Source organism: Peribacillus sp. S4 (assembly GCF_046715815.1).
Classification (GTDB): domain Bacteria; phylum Bacillota; class Bacilli; order Bacillales; family DSM-1321; genus Peribacillus; species Peribacillus frigoritolerans.
The window spans coordinates 1,373,856-1,389,128 of sequence record NZ_CP175708.1 but is presented as its reverse complement, the minus strand read 5'-3'; the positions used below and the strand labels follow the sequence as shown (position 1 = coordinate 1,389,128).

The 15,273-nt window shown below is 40.5% G+C and carries 12 protein-coding genes and 1 pseudogene; 2 read left to right on the top strand and 11 right to left on the bottom strand.

From position 1 onward, the window contains the following. Positions 1-47 precede the first annotated feature (47 nt). The 8 genes from ACJ9PY_RS06690 to ACJ9PY_RS06655 all read right to left on the bottom strand — a co-directional run bounded on the left by ACJ9PY_RS06690 (position 48) and on the right by ACJ9PY_RS06655 (position 10,165). On the bottom strand, positions 48-2,270 hold the full coding sequence (locus tag ACJ9PY_RS06690; protein WP_411739682.1) for a glycoside hydrolase family 65 protein: 2,223 nt from the start codon (positions 2,268-2,270) through the stop codon (positions 48-50). Further along, positions 2,267-3,301 carry a Gfo/Idh/MocA family protein gene (locus tag ACJ9PY_RS06685; RefSeq protein WP_411739681.1) on the bottom strand — a complete coding sequence of 345 codons (1,035 nt, stop codon included), beginning with the start codon at positions 3,299-3,301 and terminating at the stop codon, positions 2,267-2,269. Before ACJ9PY_RS06685 ends, ACJ9PY_RS06690 begins: the two co-directional genes overlap by 4 nt. Next, on the bottom strand, positions 3,298-4,113 hold the full coding sequence (locus ACJ9PY_RS06680) for a sugar phosphate isomerase/epimerase family protein (RefSeq protein ID WP_098864382.1): 816 nt from the start codon (positions 4,111-4,113) through the stop codon (positions 3,298-3,300). The genes ACJ9PY_RS06685 and ACJ9PY_RS06680 overlap by 4 nt, the downstream gene beginning before the upstream one ends. Before the next feature lie 107 nt (positions 4,114-4,220). Beyond that, the gene (locus ACJ9PY_RS06675) at positions 4,221-5,279 is read right to left on the bottom strand and encodes a zinc-dependent alcohol dehydrogenase (protein ID WP_187050655.1); all 1,059 of its coding nucleotides are present in this window, start codon (positions 5,277-5,279) and stop codon (positions 4,221-4,223) included. A gap of 36 nt (positions 5,280-5,315) precedes the next feature. Continuing rightward, positions 5,316-6,164 carry a carbohydrate ABC transporter permease gene (locus ACJ9PY_RS06670; RefSeq protein WP_063596559.1) on the bottom strand — a complete coding sequence of 283 codons (849 nt, stop codon included), beginning with the start codon at positions 6,162-6,164 and terminating at the stop codon, positions 5,316-5,318. Then, a complete protein-coding gene (locus tag ACJ9PY_RS06665; RefSeq protein WP_063596427.1) occupies positions 6,157-7,032 on the bottom strand; it encodes a carbohydrate ABC transporter permease in 876 nt (291 codons plus the stop codon). The genes ACJ9PY_RS06670 and ACJ9PY_RS06665 overlap by 8 nt, the downstream gene beginning before the upstream one ends. Positions 7,033-7,165: 133 nt before the next feature. After that, positions 7,166-8,467, bottom strand: a complete 1,302-nt coding sequence (locus ACJ9PY_RS06660; protein ID WP_063577024.1) for an ABC transporter substrate-binding protein — start codon at positions 8,465-8,467, stop codon at positions 7,166-7,168. 15 nt (positions 8,468-8,482) lie between these two features. Then, positions 8,483-10,165, bottom strand: a complete 1,683-nt coding sequence (locus tag ACJ9PY_RS06655) for a sugar phosphorylase (protein WP_098864379.1) — start codon at positions 10,163-10,165, stop codon at positions 8,483-8,485. Between the two features lie 374 nt (positions 10,166-10,539). Here ACJ9PY_RS06655 and ACJ9PY_RS06650 point away from each other — a divergent pair. Continuing rightward, positions 10,540-11,574 (top strand): annotated as a pseudogene (locus ACJ9PY_RS06650) (LacI family DNA-binding transcriptional regulator); the annotation flags it as partial. 149 nt (positions 11,575-11,723) lie between these two features. Here the strand turns inward: ACJ9PY_RS06650 and ACJ9PY_RS06645 are convergent. The 3 genes from ACJ9PY_RS06645 to ACJ9PY_RS06635 all read right to left on the bottom strand — a co-directional run bounded on the left by ACJ9PY_RS06645 (position 11,724) and on the right by ACJ9PY_RS06635 (position 14,255). Beyond that, positions 11,724-12,845 (bottom strand): NADH-dependent flavin oxidoreductase, encoded by a 1,122-nt coding sequence (locus ACJ9PY_RS06645; protein ID WP_411739680.1) that lies wholly within the window; start codon positions 12,843-12,845, stop codon positions 11,724-11,726. A 21-nt stretch (positions 12,846-12,866) separates the two neighbouring features. Then, complete coding sequence (locus ACJ9PY_RS06640) at positions 12,867-13,175, bottom strand: hypothetical protein (protein WP_057278928.1); 309 nt, start codon at positions 13,173-13,175, stop codon at positions 12,867-12,869. Positions 13,176-13,268: 93 nt separating this feature from the next. Next, positions 13,269-14,255 (bottom strand): Gfo/Idh/MocA family protein, encoded by a 987-nt coding sequence (locus tag ACJ9PY_RS06635; RefSeq protein WP_411739679.1) that lies wholly within the window; start codon positions 14,253-14,255, stop codon positions 13,269-13,271. A 207-nt stretch (positions 14,256-14,462) separates the two neighbouring features. On the opposite strand from ACJ9PY_RS06635, the gene ACJ9PY_RS06630 reads away from it, so the two are divergent. Then, positions 14,463-15,248: an SDR family oxidoreductase gene (locus ACJ9PY_RS06630; protein WP_034314352.1), complete on the top strand. Its 786-nt coding sequence runs from the start codon at positions 14,463-14,465 to the stop codon at positions 15,246-15,248. Positions 15,249-15,273 lie beyond the last annotated feature (25 nt).

Sequence of the window (15,273 nt, the reverse complement as noted above, 5' to 3'; positions counted from 1 at the left end):
ATGATCTCCTTGCAAGTGCAAGTCTTTTAGAGCGAAGCTATCTTCTGCTATTGGAGGCTGACTTCAACTTTGTTTGTAAGCAAATATTCAGCACCGTTTAGTTCTATTGGTACATCGTCACCCGCAACCTTCGTTATTACGGCTTTATCATGTGTAAGGTTGATATGTAAGCGCGACCCTCGGAAAATTACTGGAAAAGCAAGTTCCGTCCATTCCGATGGCATGTTAGGTTTTAAACTTAAGCGATGATCCTTGATCGAGACATTCGCAAAACCGAACATTGTTGCCATCCAGATGGCACCAAGGGATGCAGCATGAACTCCTTCATCCGATGATGATGGGTTCGGTCCCAAATCGATTAAAGACGCCTCGTGGAAAAATTTGTATGATTTCGCTTTTTCACCCGCTCTCGCTGCTACGATGGCATGAATCGCTTTGCTCAGTGAAGAATCGTGGATGGTGTGCTCCTCATAATAATCCAAATTTTCAGAGACTACATCAATTGGAAATAGGTCCGGAAACAGATAAAGAAGCATAACGACATCCGCTTGTTTTAAAATTTGCATTTCATTTACTTCTTGACGTGAATAATCCATAAGAATCCCTTGACTGCCCTGAGATTCTTTATAACGGGATAGATCAATTTCAGGCTTGCTGAGGAACGTATCATCCTGGGGAATGATTTTATGATCATTGGCCTTTGGTAAATATAAACGCATTAGAAATTCTTGTCCTCGTTTCATTAACACCATATCTGAATCCCCGTACTTGTCCATATAATAAAGTGCCTGCTCAACATTGTACCAAGCCATATAGTTTGTAAATGCATTATTATCAACGTGTTCAGTGTATTCATCCGGCCCGATGACATCTTTGATAAACAACTGTCCCTTTTCTTCTACAGCCCTGCTGATCCAAAACCGGCTCGTTTCTTTAAGCAGCTCAAGCCCTTCTTTTCTCATAAAAGCATCATCCAAAGTATTTTGGTAATATTCCACGACAGTATAAGCAATGTCAGCTACGATATGATGTTCAGCTATAGCGGATGCGACTTTCTGCCGCTTTCCGGTTTTAATATTGATGGCCGCAAATTCAGGTGTTTCCTCTTCTCCGGTTAAAGCACTTTCCCAAGGGAATAAAGCACCTTCAAATCCATTGGCTGCAGCTTTTGCTTTTGCATGTTCCAGTTTTAAATAACGGTAACGTAATAGTTTTCTCGCCTTTTCAGGATCTGTAAACAGATGGAACGGTAAAATGAACATTTCAGTATCCCAAAAAACATGACCTTTATAGCCTTCTCCCGTCAAACCCTTAGCGCCGACACTGAAACGTTCATCATGGGCTGGTGTCATGACTTCTATTTGATATATAGAAAAATCAACAGCAAGCTGATCAAAATCCTTGGTTGACGTTATTTTGATGCGATTTTGCTTCCAAAATTGTGCCCACCTCTCTGCTGACTTTTCAAGTAAAGCATCATATCCATCTAAAGAGTATTTTCTTAGTGCCACAACACCGGCCACTTCAGGGCTTTTCCCCATAATATCTGCATCCAGTGACGTATAAATGGTACCGATTTTTTCTAGAGTAAAAGGGGTACCAGTCAGAAGATCCTGCTTGATCGTGGATAGCAGCTGCCTATTTTTTGCTGAATGAGATATATCATTTTCTCCTGAACACGTAAAACACGCCGCTAGTGCAATCGCATGCCCTGATTCAGTCGTTTTATAGATCCCCTGTATCAGGTCCCCTTCAATTACACGAACCTTTTCTTCAATAAGATGCTGCCTTCCAAAGTTAGTTTGCTGCGCATTGATTCCTGTAACTATTTTTATTTGAGTCTTTTTGTCTAAAGAAATGACCGTTAATTTTGTACCAAGGACATGGAGGTCATTTTTTGCTGTAAAACGTTGAAAAGTAAAGCGGTAACGTGCACCTGAATTGCTTTTCCATAATATTTCACGGTTTAATTCCCCGGTCTCAAAGTTTAGCTGGCGACTATATGAAAGGACTTCTCCCGTTTGCAGTGAAAAGGTTTCTCCATCGACCTCAATATGCATCCCTATCATATCTGGCAAGTTGACTAATTCGGACGGTTCATTTGCCGTAGCTTTATTATAAATACCGGCTACATACATACCCCTTGTTTGGTCTGCATAGTTTTCTTCATGAGTGGCTCGCAGACCACAGTAACCATTCCCTATTGTCATTAAACTAGCAAATTTATTTATATAACGCAGGTCAAATTCGTTTTCCTCTAATTTTTTCATATGGTTACACTTTCACCTTTTTCAGCAGATTGATAGAGAGCTTCGATAAGCTGCAAGATCAAGTGACCTTCTCTACCATTAGCCACCATGACTTCTTTGCCCAAACATTTATCAACAAAGGCAGCCATTCCTTTCTGAAGCCTGTCTGGATCAGCTGTCTTTCTGTCCAAAATCGTCACTAACTCACCTTTTTGATCAGTATAAATACTGGCAGGAAAAAGTGTTGCTCCCGCCTCATCTCCACAGAATTCCACATTCATGATCGAAGTTTCTTTAATATTTAAAGCAAATGAAGTCTCGAGTTGCAGCAAGCAGCCGCCTTCAAGCTCAATAAAGCCAAATAGGGAATCTTCGACTTCAAACTTTTTTGGATCCCATTCCCCAAATGAGCCATGTGATTTTTTGGGGCCAATTTTTTGAAACATCTTGGCCGTTACCTTCTCCACATTTGGATACCCCAAAACATAGAGGGCGGCATCAAGCATGTGGACACCCAAATCTATTAGCGGGCCCCCTCCTTGCGCTTCTTTATTTATAAAATCCCCCCACCCAGGTACACCGCTGCGGCGCAGGGCTTTTGCTTTTACGACATAAATATCCCCCAGCACACCTTCTGTCACTTTTTTTCGCAAGATGTTAACATCATCAGCAAATCGGTGATGAAAATTATAGGCAAGAATAAGATTGTTTTCATTAGCAACTTCATACATATGCTTTGCTTCTACAGCGGATATAGCCGGTGGTTTCTCGCACATTACATGACAGCCATATTCCAAAGCCTTTATCACATTTTCATAATGATATCGATTCGGCGTGCAGACACTAACGATGTCTGGCTGTTCTGCCTGAAACATCTGATTTGCATCCGTATATGAGCTAGCAATTCCGTTCCGTATCGCAAAGTTTTTTGTCCGCTCCATATTTCGTCCAACGACTGCGACGATTTCTACTTCTTCACGTGTAAGATAGTAGGGAACATGCACTTTTTCTGCCGTTTGGCCTCCACCAATTATCGCAACTTTCTTCTTCATCCTTGTTCAGCCCCTCTAAAGCCTAATGATTGTTGGAGGTGACGCAATGCTTTTAAATATTCTTCTTTTGGATCATTTCCCCTTACACGGCATTCAAGTGTTAAAAAGCCATCATATCCATCTTCTTTTAGTTGATTAAAAGGGGTCTTGAAATCCAATGAGCCGCTACCTGGCTGAAAACGATGATTATCTGCCAAGTGAATGTGCCCAATCAAGTCCCGATTTTTGTGCAATGCCTCAGAAATACCATCTTCTTCAATATTCATATGATAGAAGTCCGCAATGATTTTTACATGGGTCAAATCATTTTCTTCTATATAGCCTCTTGCGTCGGCTAGTGTGTTGATCATATGATCCTGATAGCGATTCAGTGGTTCCAGGAAAATTGTCGTCCCCGTCTCTTTTGCGATTGTGTCCAGGTAGAGAAGGGAATTGCTTATGGACTGTTTATCCCCCTCCCGGCTTCTTGGAGAAACCATTGGGGGCAGACGGTAAGTGAACATGCCCCATGCAGCTGGAACGACGATCCCCTTCCCACCTACTTCTTGTAACGCTTCCAGGATTTTTTTTATTTCCCCTAAACCATTTAGTCTGCGTTCTTCGATAAAGTCACCAATCCAGCCTGTATAGCCCCCACAGGCAGTCGTAACAGGGAATCCTGTTTCGGCTATGGCTTCTTTTATTTCGTCTAGATGGTCAACTAGAAGTCTGCCATCAATTTCAAACCCTTCAAAGCCAGCCTCTTTTAAAAAATGGAATTTTTCTTTGATATCCCTAGGGAAAAACTCCTGGTCCTGTGTGCCGATTTTCATTAATAACTCCCCCAAACACATGTATTAAAATGAAAAATTCACCTATATAAGCAGAATTACAATTTTTCAAATTGTAAGGAAACCGCTACAGCTGGTCTATAACATTTTTATTTTTTATACTCGATACCCATTTTAATACTTAGTTCAGGATGCTGATCTACATATTCCATGTACGCTTCTGCACTCTTTTCAAACGTAACGATTGGTTCGATGATGTCTTCACAATTCAGATACCCGTTCATCAGCAACTCCCAGCATGTCTCCTCTATCCGCTTTCTATTCCATCGTGGATAATCTGGATTAGGTTCGCTTGCTGCGCGGGAGAACACGATCTTAGCATTATTGAAATGTGCTTCGCGGCCAAAATTCAAGCCTTCAGGAAAAGCCTTTCCAAAGGCTACATATGAGATGGTCCCGCCATATGCAATACCCTTTAGTGCTGCCTGCAAAGCTGCGGCATTGCCACTTGTTTCGATGATTGAATCAGCGCCTATTTTGTTTGTCAGCTTTTTCACTTCAAAACCAACATCGCAAACGGTTGGATCAAAACAAATATCCGCCCCGTTACGTAGTGCAATATCCCGGCGCTGGTTCAAAGGATCAATGCCGACAACTATACTCGCACCCGCTTTTTTAGCCAGCTGGATAGCCAGTTGTCCAATTGCACCCAGTCCAACCACAACTACGTAATCACCTGCACGGACATTGGCATCGCGTACACCGCTCATTGCAAATTGTGCGGGATCATAACATACGGCATTTTGCCATTTTGAACCTTCTGGCATTTTACGTAAACGGTGATTATCAACTGCATTTACAATAACGGTTTCCCTGATTGGTCCATATGTACAAACAGTCTCCCCCACCTGGAATCCCGTTACTTCGGAACCAACTTCGATTATTTGACCTACAACCATATTTCCAAGCTGGAATTCACCAAAGACGATTCCTTTAGTTGTATCTTCTTCCCGTGGCATAAACATGCGCCATTCTTCAGAAAAGTCCTCATCCATAAAAGGAGTCATCCCGCGAAAGTCTATAACTTCCGTGCCATGTTTAGGAGAGGCGAACTGCACTTCTATTTTCACTTCATTTGGACTTATGGACCTGTCTTCATATTCCAGCAATTCCGCTACCCTTGGTTTTACTGCAACTAGTTTTTTCATAATAAATTACCTTCTCTCAATTATTTGTTATTCCGTTTATCCTTTCACTCCGCCTTCAGTCAAGTTTCCTTTTATGAAGTGCTCGGAGATTGCGTACATCCCTACCACAGGCAGCGCCGTTATAAGTGAAGCGGCCATCATTCTGCCCCATATATAGTCAGGTGTACTGAACAATGCATTTAAGCCGATTGGAAGCGTGAAGTTTGCGGAATCCGACAAGAAAATGGATGCAAATAGGTAATCATTCCAAGCGACCATAAAGGAATATACAAAAACGGAAATGATACCTGATATGGCTAGTGGAATGATAATATAGAAAATGATCTGCACACGGTTCAACCCATCAATCATCGCCGCTTCCTCCAGATCCTCCGGGATAGTGTCAAAATAACTTTTTAACATGAATATCGAGGTTGGAAGCGTTTGAACAATCATGGTGATAATCAGTGCCGTTTTCGTATCATATAACCCAAGTCCGGAGATGATCTTAAATAAAGGAACGACAAGTAAAATCCCAGACAACATATACACCGTATAAAAACTGGCATTTATGGTGGTTTTTCCGATAAACTTCAATTTCGAAAGGGCATAAGCCCCGAAAATGCCTATTACAACGGACAGCAATGCTGCAGTAAGGGCCACTATTAAACTATTCTTAAAATAAGCTAAATAGGGGAAGATGTCGGGATTAAAAATATCTACATAATGCTGGAATGTCCAATTCTTTGGAAAAAAGGATGGGTTAGTAGCAACCGCTTCCTTCGAACTTTTAAAGGAAGTCATCAACATGATGAAGAAAGGGAATAGGGAAATAGTCAACAGGATGATCAGCCCAAGATAAAACCCGATCTTTCTTGCTGCTTTATTCTTTTTACTGCTAGCCATTGCCATTTAATTTCACCCGCTTTCTTGATGCTATTATAACGATAGAAAGAATAATAAAAAGAATTACAGAGATGGATGCTGCTTTACCGAGATCATTAAAAGCAAATGCCGTTTCATATAGGTAAATCCCAATAATATTCACTTTGTTTGTTAACAGATATACATCTGTGAACATATAGAACAACCAGATGGACCGTAGAGTTATAATGGTTATCAGCACCGGCATAATTGCCGGGATGGTAACGTTTTTGAACTTTTCCCATGTGGAAGCCCCATCAATTTCTGCCGCCTCATATAAACTTTTATCCACCGTCTGCAATATCGCCAGGAATGAGATGAACGCATAAGGAAAGTATCTCCATATTGCAAAAAGAACGACTAGAATGAAGCTGCTGACAGGGTTGTCAAACCAGAGTGGTGCCTTTTCAAATAAATGAAACACGTCAACCCCTAAATGGTTTATGACACCATAGCCATTATTGAACATGTATTTCCAAGCAAAAACCAAAGAAATTGAAGGTGTAACATATGACAGGATAATTAATGAACGGGCAGCCTTACGGAATTTGAATGGACGGTTAAAAAAGATAGCCACAACCAATCCCAAGGCTGTACTCCCTGCCACCGCTAAAATCATGTATAAAAGGGTAATTCCCAATGATTTTAAAAATTCGATATCCGTCAGTATATCTGTATAGTTTTTTAACCCGACAAAGGTTGCACTTAGCCTTGGGTTGATTGGAAGATCAAAAAAGCTGATCTTTATGTTAGATATCATTGGGTATGCAACAAGCAAAAGCACTAAAAAGACACTTGGGAAAAGTAGCACCACTGCCAATTTCAAATCTGATTTCCCTCTTTGCTCCATTTTCACGGTCCCCCTAAATAATCACATTTTTTAAATCATACAAACCAATAAGGGATTTTCTAACTATATCGTTAGGCGTAGACCTTGGACATATTTCTAAAAATTGAGGGCCTTAATCACCTTCTGTTGTGCCTTATTTCTTTAAGATCTCTTTCATTTTCCGTTCTGCGTTTTCAAGTTCGATATCAACGCTTTTTTCACCGACTGTTATATCATTCACTAATTTGGGAATAGTGCCTGAACTCGATATATCTCCCATTTTCAAGTAGTTTTTTTCACCAACCAAACCAAACACTTGGATATCATTGAATGATGCTGCGATTTCGGTTGATAAGTCTCCGAAGGCTTTTACAACTTCATTTGCCTGATATGCGGCATTTTCTGTAACCGCTTTACTAACTGGTTGTGCACCGCCTGGGGACATTAACACCCACTCGGTCATATTTTCTGGTTTGGACAAAAATGTTGTGAATTTCTGCGCTGCTTCTTTTTGATCTTCATCCAATCCAGAAGAAATCGTGATTGCAGAAACCGTTCCAAACACCGCTTTAGTTTTTTTCTCCGGAATTGCAAACCCAATATTTCCTGCATCCCCTTCTTCATAAACAGAAGGCAGGATATATGTCGAATATACCGCCATTGGAGTTGTGCCATTCATGAATGCATCTTTCACTTCAGTGGTATCATTTGAACCAGGCATCGTGTATCGGGCCAATTTTTTATAATAAGTCAGCGCTTCTTTCATCGCCTGTTTATTAAAATCCAACTGTCCTTTGCCATCAAGTACATTCGCATTGTTCGAAAGAGCGAATTGTGAAAATGCCTGCTCTGAAAATCCCCCTTCAACAGTCGGCAAACCAATACCATACTTTTTATTGCCGCTGTCAGTAAATGCCTTTGCGATCGACATTACATCTTCCCAGGTTTTCGGCTCTTCAAATCCTTTAGATGCCAGCATTTCTTTATTAAACCAAATGCCTTGAACCCAGCCACTGATAGGGACACCAGTGTGTCCTTTCCCATCTTCTGGTGTTAATAATTTTAAGGCACCATCATAGAAGTTTTGGCTACCAGCTTTATCAAGCGTATTACTGACTGCCTCTTTGTCGATAAGTTGTTCTTTATCCATGACTTTGGCATAATCATGTCCCACTTCAAGGACCGCAGGGAGTTTTCCGGCACTTGCTAAAGTGATGATTTTTGTATTATATGAATCTTCTTGAACTGGAACCTGCTTGATTTCAATAGTGGGATTATCTTTCTCGAACTTTTTTACCAGCTTGTTGATGACGGCTAGACGCTCTTGTTCTACAGAGGAATGCATGAACTCAATCGTCGTTTTTGCATCTTCTCCTGTCTTTCCATTCCCGCCGCAGGCTGACAAAGTAATGCTTAAAACTAAGATAACCACCAAACTTAGGATGTTGAATTTCATCTTTTTACCTCCTAGTTAAATCGCTTTCAACCAAAGGAATTGATAGGGACTTAGTATAATAGAACCGTCGAAAGCCATTTCTTCCCCCGTTATAATATTTATAAAATCTCCTGAAATATTGAAATCAACAGGTTCATTCGCAATATTATGAATATTGACCAGGCTTTTCTGGGGATCATTTCCTCTTTTAAGTGCAAATACTTTTTCACCTTTATCCAAAATTTCCATCGGTACATCCGGATGAAATAATGCTTCTGCTTTTCTAATTTGGATAATGTCCGTTAACTCCCCATATATCCTGCTTCGTAAAGAACCTGATTTCTCAAGTTCAGTTTCAATTTTATCCAAACTATACTTCTGGCGGTTAATTGAACGGTTCATTCCTGTTTTGGCAGCACCTTCATAATCATTTCTGGATCCTAATATACTCTGGATATAAACCGCAGGCACTCCCTGAAGTGATAATAAAATAGAATGTGCCGTTAAAAAGCGTTTCACCCTTAATTCATCATTATCCGACAGTTTATTCAAAGCGTCCAAGTATGTCACATTGATTTCATACGGACTTTCCGTGCCATCTGGATTTTTTTTGTAGTTTACTTTTGCGCCTTCCCTTTTCAGGTCTGTTACCATATCGAGAATTTCTTCTTCTGAGATAATGCCGCGAATAGGATTCAATCCAATACCGTCGTGTGAGGCAAGGAAATTAAAGAATGTTGTATTCTCCCCTGCTGGCTGTAGATTTTTTGCCCACTCTGTGAGAGCGCTCCCATTTCCGCGATTAATGGAGTAAAGCACAAGCGGCGGTAAAGGGAATTGATAAACCATATGCGCCTCATCGCTTCCATTGCCGAAATATGAAATATTATCTTTATGAGGTACATTCGTTTCAGTGATGATGACAGTTCCTTTAGCAACTTCCTCAACAATATCACGGAACAATTTTATGATTTGATGCGTTTTTTCAAGGTGGATGCAAGTCCCTCCGACTTCTTTCCACATGAACCCTACCGCATCCAGCCTGATATATTCCGCACCTTGCTCAATATAGAATAATAGAATATCAATCATTCTTAATAAAACTTTTGGGTTTTTGAAATTCAAATCAATTTGGTCTTCACTAAATGTCGTCCAAATATGCTTTTCCGATCCATCCTCCATTTTAAACCTGGTTAGGACAGGTGTGGATCTCGGTCTTGTTACTGAACTCAGATCTACATTTGGATCCATCTCTGTAAAGAAGCCGGAATATTCAGGGTTTCCTTTTTTGTACTCTATAAACCAATCACTCTTTGCTGAAATATGATTGCACACATAATCAAACATGATTCTCGTTTTCTTCGATAGTTTTTCAACATCTTCCCAATCTCCTGCAATTGGATTGACCTTCTTATAATCCACTACCGAAAAGCCATCATCCGACGAATATGGATAAAAAGGCAGCAGATGGACAATTTCAAATTTGTCTGCTAAATAACGATCAAATACCTTCTCAAAAGTCGCCAGTGTAGGCTGTCCTTCCTCCTGAAATTGATCCGAATATGTAATCAGGACGATATCCTTCTCATCCCATTCTTGTTTTCTTTCTTTATAAGGTGTTTCTTTTGCTTCCACAAGCTTCCCTTTTAGTTCAGGCCACATCTTTTCTGTATCCGATTCTCCATAAATTGCAGACAATCTCTGTTTAATGTTTTCCATATACGCCCCCTTCTTGGAACCGTTTCCATTAATTAATAGAATTATTTTTTTTCGTGGAACCGCTCCCACAAACAAAATATAATACAGTAAGCGTTCTCTGTCAACAAGAACCAAAAATTAAGAATCACGCTTTTATTTTAGTGGGATTACCTGCTTTTGTATGAAGTATAGAAACGACTTTCTCTGCAACATTGCCTATCACTTTAAAAATTTCTATTGCCACTATCCTGATTCATCCATATAATTTACCCTATGAAACCGCTCTCTAAATTTAAGATCAACCTATAATAAAACCATCAGTAAGGAATTAAATCCATTTTTCCTGTGGTGCATAAAGACCCAATACAATTCAGAAGTAATGATCATCCAGATAACATAGTAGGAGGGAGAGAACTTTATTGGGACACACCATCTACGATATCGCCCGTGTTGCAATGGTTTCAAAATCCACCGTATCTCGCGTGCTAAACAATCAAAGCAACATCTCTGTTGAATCGCGAGAGCGCGTGTTAAAAGCAATTGAACAATTAAACTATCAACCTAGTAAATTAGCTCGGGCCCTATCTTCCGGCTTTGATGCGATCATGGTATTATCTCGTTCTGCCAAAACTACCGAAAATAACCCATTTTTCTCAGAGATCATTCATACAATATCAACCAATGCTGAAGACGAAAACTTCGATGTGATATTACAAACTGCGAAAAACAGTCAGGATGAACTTCAAAAGTGCATCAGGAAAATAAAAGAAAAATTAATAAAAGGGATCATAATGCTAAGTTCCCCTGCTGATGAAAACTTCTTTCAACAAATAGATAAATTTAATATACCTATAGTAGTCATCGGAAAGGTCGAAGGTCATTACAAAAACGTTTTTTCCGTAGACACAAATAATTACAAGGATAGTTATGATTTGACGCAATATTTGATAGATAAGGGACACCGTGAAATCGCCTGCTTACATTCTCCACTCGATTATCATGTTTCGATCGATCGCTTGGAAGGATATAAATCATGCATGAAGTACAATGGGCTCCCACTAAAGAATGAATGGATCATCAACAGTGGGTATACGATTGATGCCGCACATCAATCAGCAAAACAACTATTGGGAAATAACGGGCCGACAGCGGTTTTTGCAACTGATGACCTTAAGGTGATGAGTATCTATAAGATGGCAGCAGAAAATGGAATCTCCATACCGGGGGACCTATCCATCGTAGGCTACAGTAATTCAAATTTACATCCTTTTCTCGCTCCCTCTTTGACTTGTAAAGAAATTCCCGTAAAAAAATTAGGGGACATCGCTGTACAGGTTCTCTTTACAAAGATAAAGGGTAATCAAGATCAGATACCACATACCATCATTCCAACTGAAAACATCATCCAAGATTCCGTAGCTGAAATTTGATTTTTAAAATAATAAAAAGCCTGCATTTGTTATTTTAAAATAACAAATGCAGGCTTTTTTAGTCATGGACCTTAGCCTTATTGGAAACTAACATCCCGCCCTCCAATAAAATGAAGGATGGGTAACCTATTATTCAAGATATCGGATCATCATTCCACTACCGGGAGCCAACCTTTTATCCCAATCAACTTTTCCCAAAGCGGATCTGGAATGACCAGTTCATCCTGATCTTTTTTTGAGAGGGTAGTCCGTATATCCGCTTCTTTTCCAGACCTGATTTTTTCAATCCAATGCGGTTCCATAAGAAGTTCACGGCCAAGGGCGATAAAAGGGACCCCCGTTTCCATGGCTTCTGCAACTTCATCGGGTGTATGCAGTGAACCTACACCGACCACCGGGATACGATTACCTACTTTATCGTAAATTTTAACGATGCGCGACTTTGTCCTATCACTCTCACGGAATGAGCCATTCCAGAAGTGACCTACCGATATATGTAGATAATCCAGGTTTTGATTCGCTAATCTATCAACGAATTGGATCGTATCATCTAAAGTGATTCCAGGATTGCTGCCTTCTTCAGGAGAAAGGCGGTAGCCAATTATAAACGGCTTTTCTGCATGCTCGGCAACCGTTCTCTCGACTTCATTCACAATGGTAAGCGGGAAAATCAATCGTTTTCCCAATGTTCCGCCCCATTTATCTGTACGGCGGTTCGAGTGTGGCGAGAAGAATTGTTGAAGCAAGTAAGTATTGGCACCATGGATTTCCACACCATCGAAACCTGCTTCGATGGCCCTTCTTGTTGCTTCGCCAAATGCCTTAATAACGTCTTGTATTTCATCTTCATTCATTTCCCGCGGTACAGGTGCTTCCTCGCTGGAAGCAATGGCACTTGCAGAAACAGGTTGGTTATCAGACAATAATTCCGGCGGACTTTGACGGCCTCCATGATATATTTGCAGGATCGCTTTTGCCCCGTTGGACTGAATGGTTTCAGCTAGTTTTCGCAAGGATGGGATAAAGGAATCGTCATCTGCACCTAGTTGGCCTGGGAATCCCTTGCCTCCAGCAGATACATAGGCACATGCCGTGACAACCGCACCTACACCAGCCGAGCGCTCAGCGTAATAGGCCAGTTCATCATCGGTTACAACCCCTTGGTCATCCGAAGAATAAGTGGTCATAGGAGCCATCATGATACGATTTTTCACTTCTACCCCTGATGGAAATATATATGGTTGAAAGATCTTTTCGTATTTTTGATTCATGCCAATCCTCCCCCTTTACTATTAGTGGTGATGATGTCCATGCGGTTCTTTAGAAGGATTCGTGATTTCAAAGCCTTCTTCTGGAACATAAAAATATTTAATCCAGACACCATCCAGAAATTCTTCACGTGAATCAAGCAAAATATCGATATCTTTATCTGTTTTTACGATTTCATCATATTCTGCCGGTGTATCAAGCTTCATGTCATAATGGGCATGATCACCATGCATATGGGTGATATATACACGAATCATTTTCCCTTCGGCTTCTTCAGTGCTGAGCATTTTTTGTAAGACCTTTGCTGCATTGCGATTTATTTTACAATTCATGTCCATTCCTCCAACAATAAAATTATCCCTGAACTGAGTTCTACCCAATTAAGGGTTATCAGTAACATCCATTTTTCCCCTTCATGATTGGCCTTATCCGCGGTCTGAAGGAAAGACGATGCCGATTTGCCTTCTTGCTTCATCCATGATTTCCATAGTCAACAGTGAATTCGAATATGTATTTATTTCGGATTCCATTTTCCCCTGCTGTATCAAATCAACAAATTCCTTCGCTTCATAATACATGGTAGGCATATCCTGTTTAACGGAAATATTTTCAGTGGTTCCATTCCGATACTGAATATCCACCGCTTGCGGTCCTGAAATTTTCTGAATGATGATGCTTCCAAGTTCTCCTTGAATTTCCGATGGCAAATTGGACTCAGTAATTTTGGAAAACATGACGACTGCCTCCATTTCATCATAGGAAAGCAGAATCGTACCTTGCCCATCAACTCCTGATTCAAGCATCGTTCCTGATGCCTGCACCTTATTCGGTTTACCGAACAGTACAACAAGTGGATAGAGGACGTAAATGCCTAAATCCATTAAAGAGCCACTGGAGAATTCCGGATTGAATGCATTCAGCACAGTTCCTTGTTTATATGAATCATAGCGTGATGAATATTGGCAAAAGCTTCCCGAGAAACGCCTAATCTTCCCGATTTTATCCAGATTGCCCTTTATACTTTCGAAATTCGGCATGATGGTCGATTTCATCGCTTCCATCAATAGCACATCATTTTGTTTTGCAGCCTCAATCATTTCCCTTACTTCAGCCGCATTTGAGGCCATTGGTTTTTCACATAATACATGTTTTTTATTTTGTAAAAATAACACGGCTTGCCTGCAATGATGAGAGTTAGGGCTTGCTATATACACAGCGTCGATTTCATCGCTGCTGGCCATTGCTTCTAAATTCGTAAAAGTCGTATGTACTTCGTATTTATTGGCAAATTCCTTCGCTTTCTCCTCTGTACGTGAATACACGGCGGTTAAGGATAAACTCTCTACATGCTTTGCAGCCTCCAAAAATCGTTCCGTGATCCAATTTGTACCTATTACCCCTAATCTTATCAACAACCTATCCCCTTTCAAGCTAACTTTATCATGTCCTCAATATACAGACATTTCACTGAAAAACAAAGTATATTGAACACTCGCAATTGCTTAAATTGGATTTTTTAGGCAATATTCGTTTATAATTTTTCTATATTACCACTGCCATGATGTTTCTACATACTCCCAAATTGGGAATAGAAGACTTAAAAGGAGCGTGTGAAGTTTATGACAGAATTAATGAAAAACAAAGTTGCCATCATTACCGGTGGGGGATCGGGAATTGGCCGGGGTGCCGCACTGAAACTAGCTGAAAACGGCGCGAACATCATCTTTTTTGACCGTACAGTCGAAAATGCCGAAAAAGTGAAGGAAGAAGTCGAGAACCTTGGTCGAGAGGCTTTAATCATTAAAACGGATGTTTCCAAGGCTGAGCAAGTTGAACTTGCCTACAAAACAGCCCATGAACATTTTGGGAAAATTGATTTTGTATTTGCAAACGCAGGCATCAACGGAGTGATTGCCCCTATAGAAGACATAAAGCCAGAAGATTGGGATAAGACACATACCATCAACCTCAAAGGCACCTTTCTCACCATCAAATACGCCATTCCTTACATGAAGGAAACGGGTGGCAGCATCGTGATCAACAGCTCCATCAACGGAAACCGATATTTCAAGAATTTTGGTTTTTCCGCTTATAGTTCATCCAAAGCCGGTCAAGTCGCTTTCGGTAAAATGGCCGCACTCGAATTGGCAAGATATAAAATCAGGGTAAATACCATTTGTCCCGGTTCCATCGATACGAACATTGACAATAACACATTCCCGGAAGAAGAAAACCTTAAAAAAATCAGGATTCCCATTGAATATCCCGAAGGCTCCCAGCCCCTGGCAAGGAAAGCGGGGACTGCCGAACAAGCTGGTGATCTCGTATTGTTCCTAGCATCAGACATGTCCTCCCATGTTACGGGCACGGAAGTTTATATCGATGGAGCGGAATCACTATTATGAATCAAAAAGGCAAAAAGCTGAAATC

Coding starts and splice junctions, on each gene's coding strand:
- ACJ9PY_RS06690 (WP_411739682.1), bottom strand. CDS start 2,270: ATGAAAAAATTAGAGGAAAACGAATTTGACCTGCGTTATATAAATAAA.
- ACJ9PY_RS06685 (WP_411739681.1), bottom strand. CDS start 3,301: ATGAAGAAGAAAGTTGCGATAATTGGTGGAGGCCAAACGGCAGAAAAA.
- ACJ9PY_RS06680 (WP_098864382.1), bottom strand. CDS start 4,113: ATGAAAATCGGCACACAGGACCAGGAGTTTTTCCCTAGGGATATCAAA.
- ACJ9PY_RS06675 (WP_187050655.1), bottom strand. CDS start 5,279: ATGAAAAAACTAGTTGCAGTAAAACCAAGGGTAGCGGAATTGCTGGAA.
- ACJ9PY_RS06670 (WP_063596559.1), bottom strand. CDS start 6,164: ATGGCTAGCAGTAAAAAGAATAAAGCAGCAAGAAAGATCGGGTTTTAT.
- ACJ9PY_RS06665 (WP_063596427.1), bottom strand. CDS start 7,032: ATGGAGCAAAGAGGGAAATCAGATTTGAAATTGGCAGTGGTGCTACTT.
- ACJ9PY_RS06660 (WP_063577024.1), bottom strand. CDS start 8,467: ATGAAATTCAACATCCTAAGTTTGGTGGTTATCTTAGTTTTAAGCATT.
- ACJ9PY_RS06655 (WP_098864379.1), bottom strand. CDS start 10,165: ATGGAAAACATTAAACAGAGATTGTCTGCAATTTATGGAGAATCGGAT.
- ACJ9PY_RS06645 (WP_411739680.1), bottom strand. CDS start 12,845: ATGAATCAAAAATACGAAAAGATCTTTCAACCATATATATTTCCATCA.
- ACJ9PY_RS06640 (WP_057278928.1), bottom strand. CDS start 13,175: ATGAATTGTAAAATAAATCGCAATGCAGCAAAGGTCTTACAAAAAATG.
- ACJ9PY_RS06630 (WP_034314352.1), top strand. CDS start 14,463: ATGACAGAATTAATGAAAAACAAAGTTGCCATCATTACCGGTGGGGGA.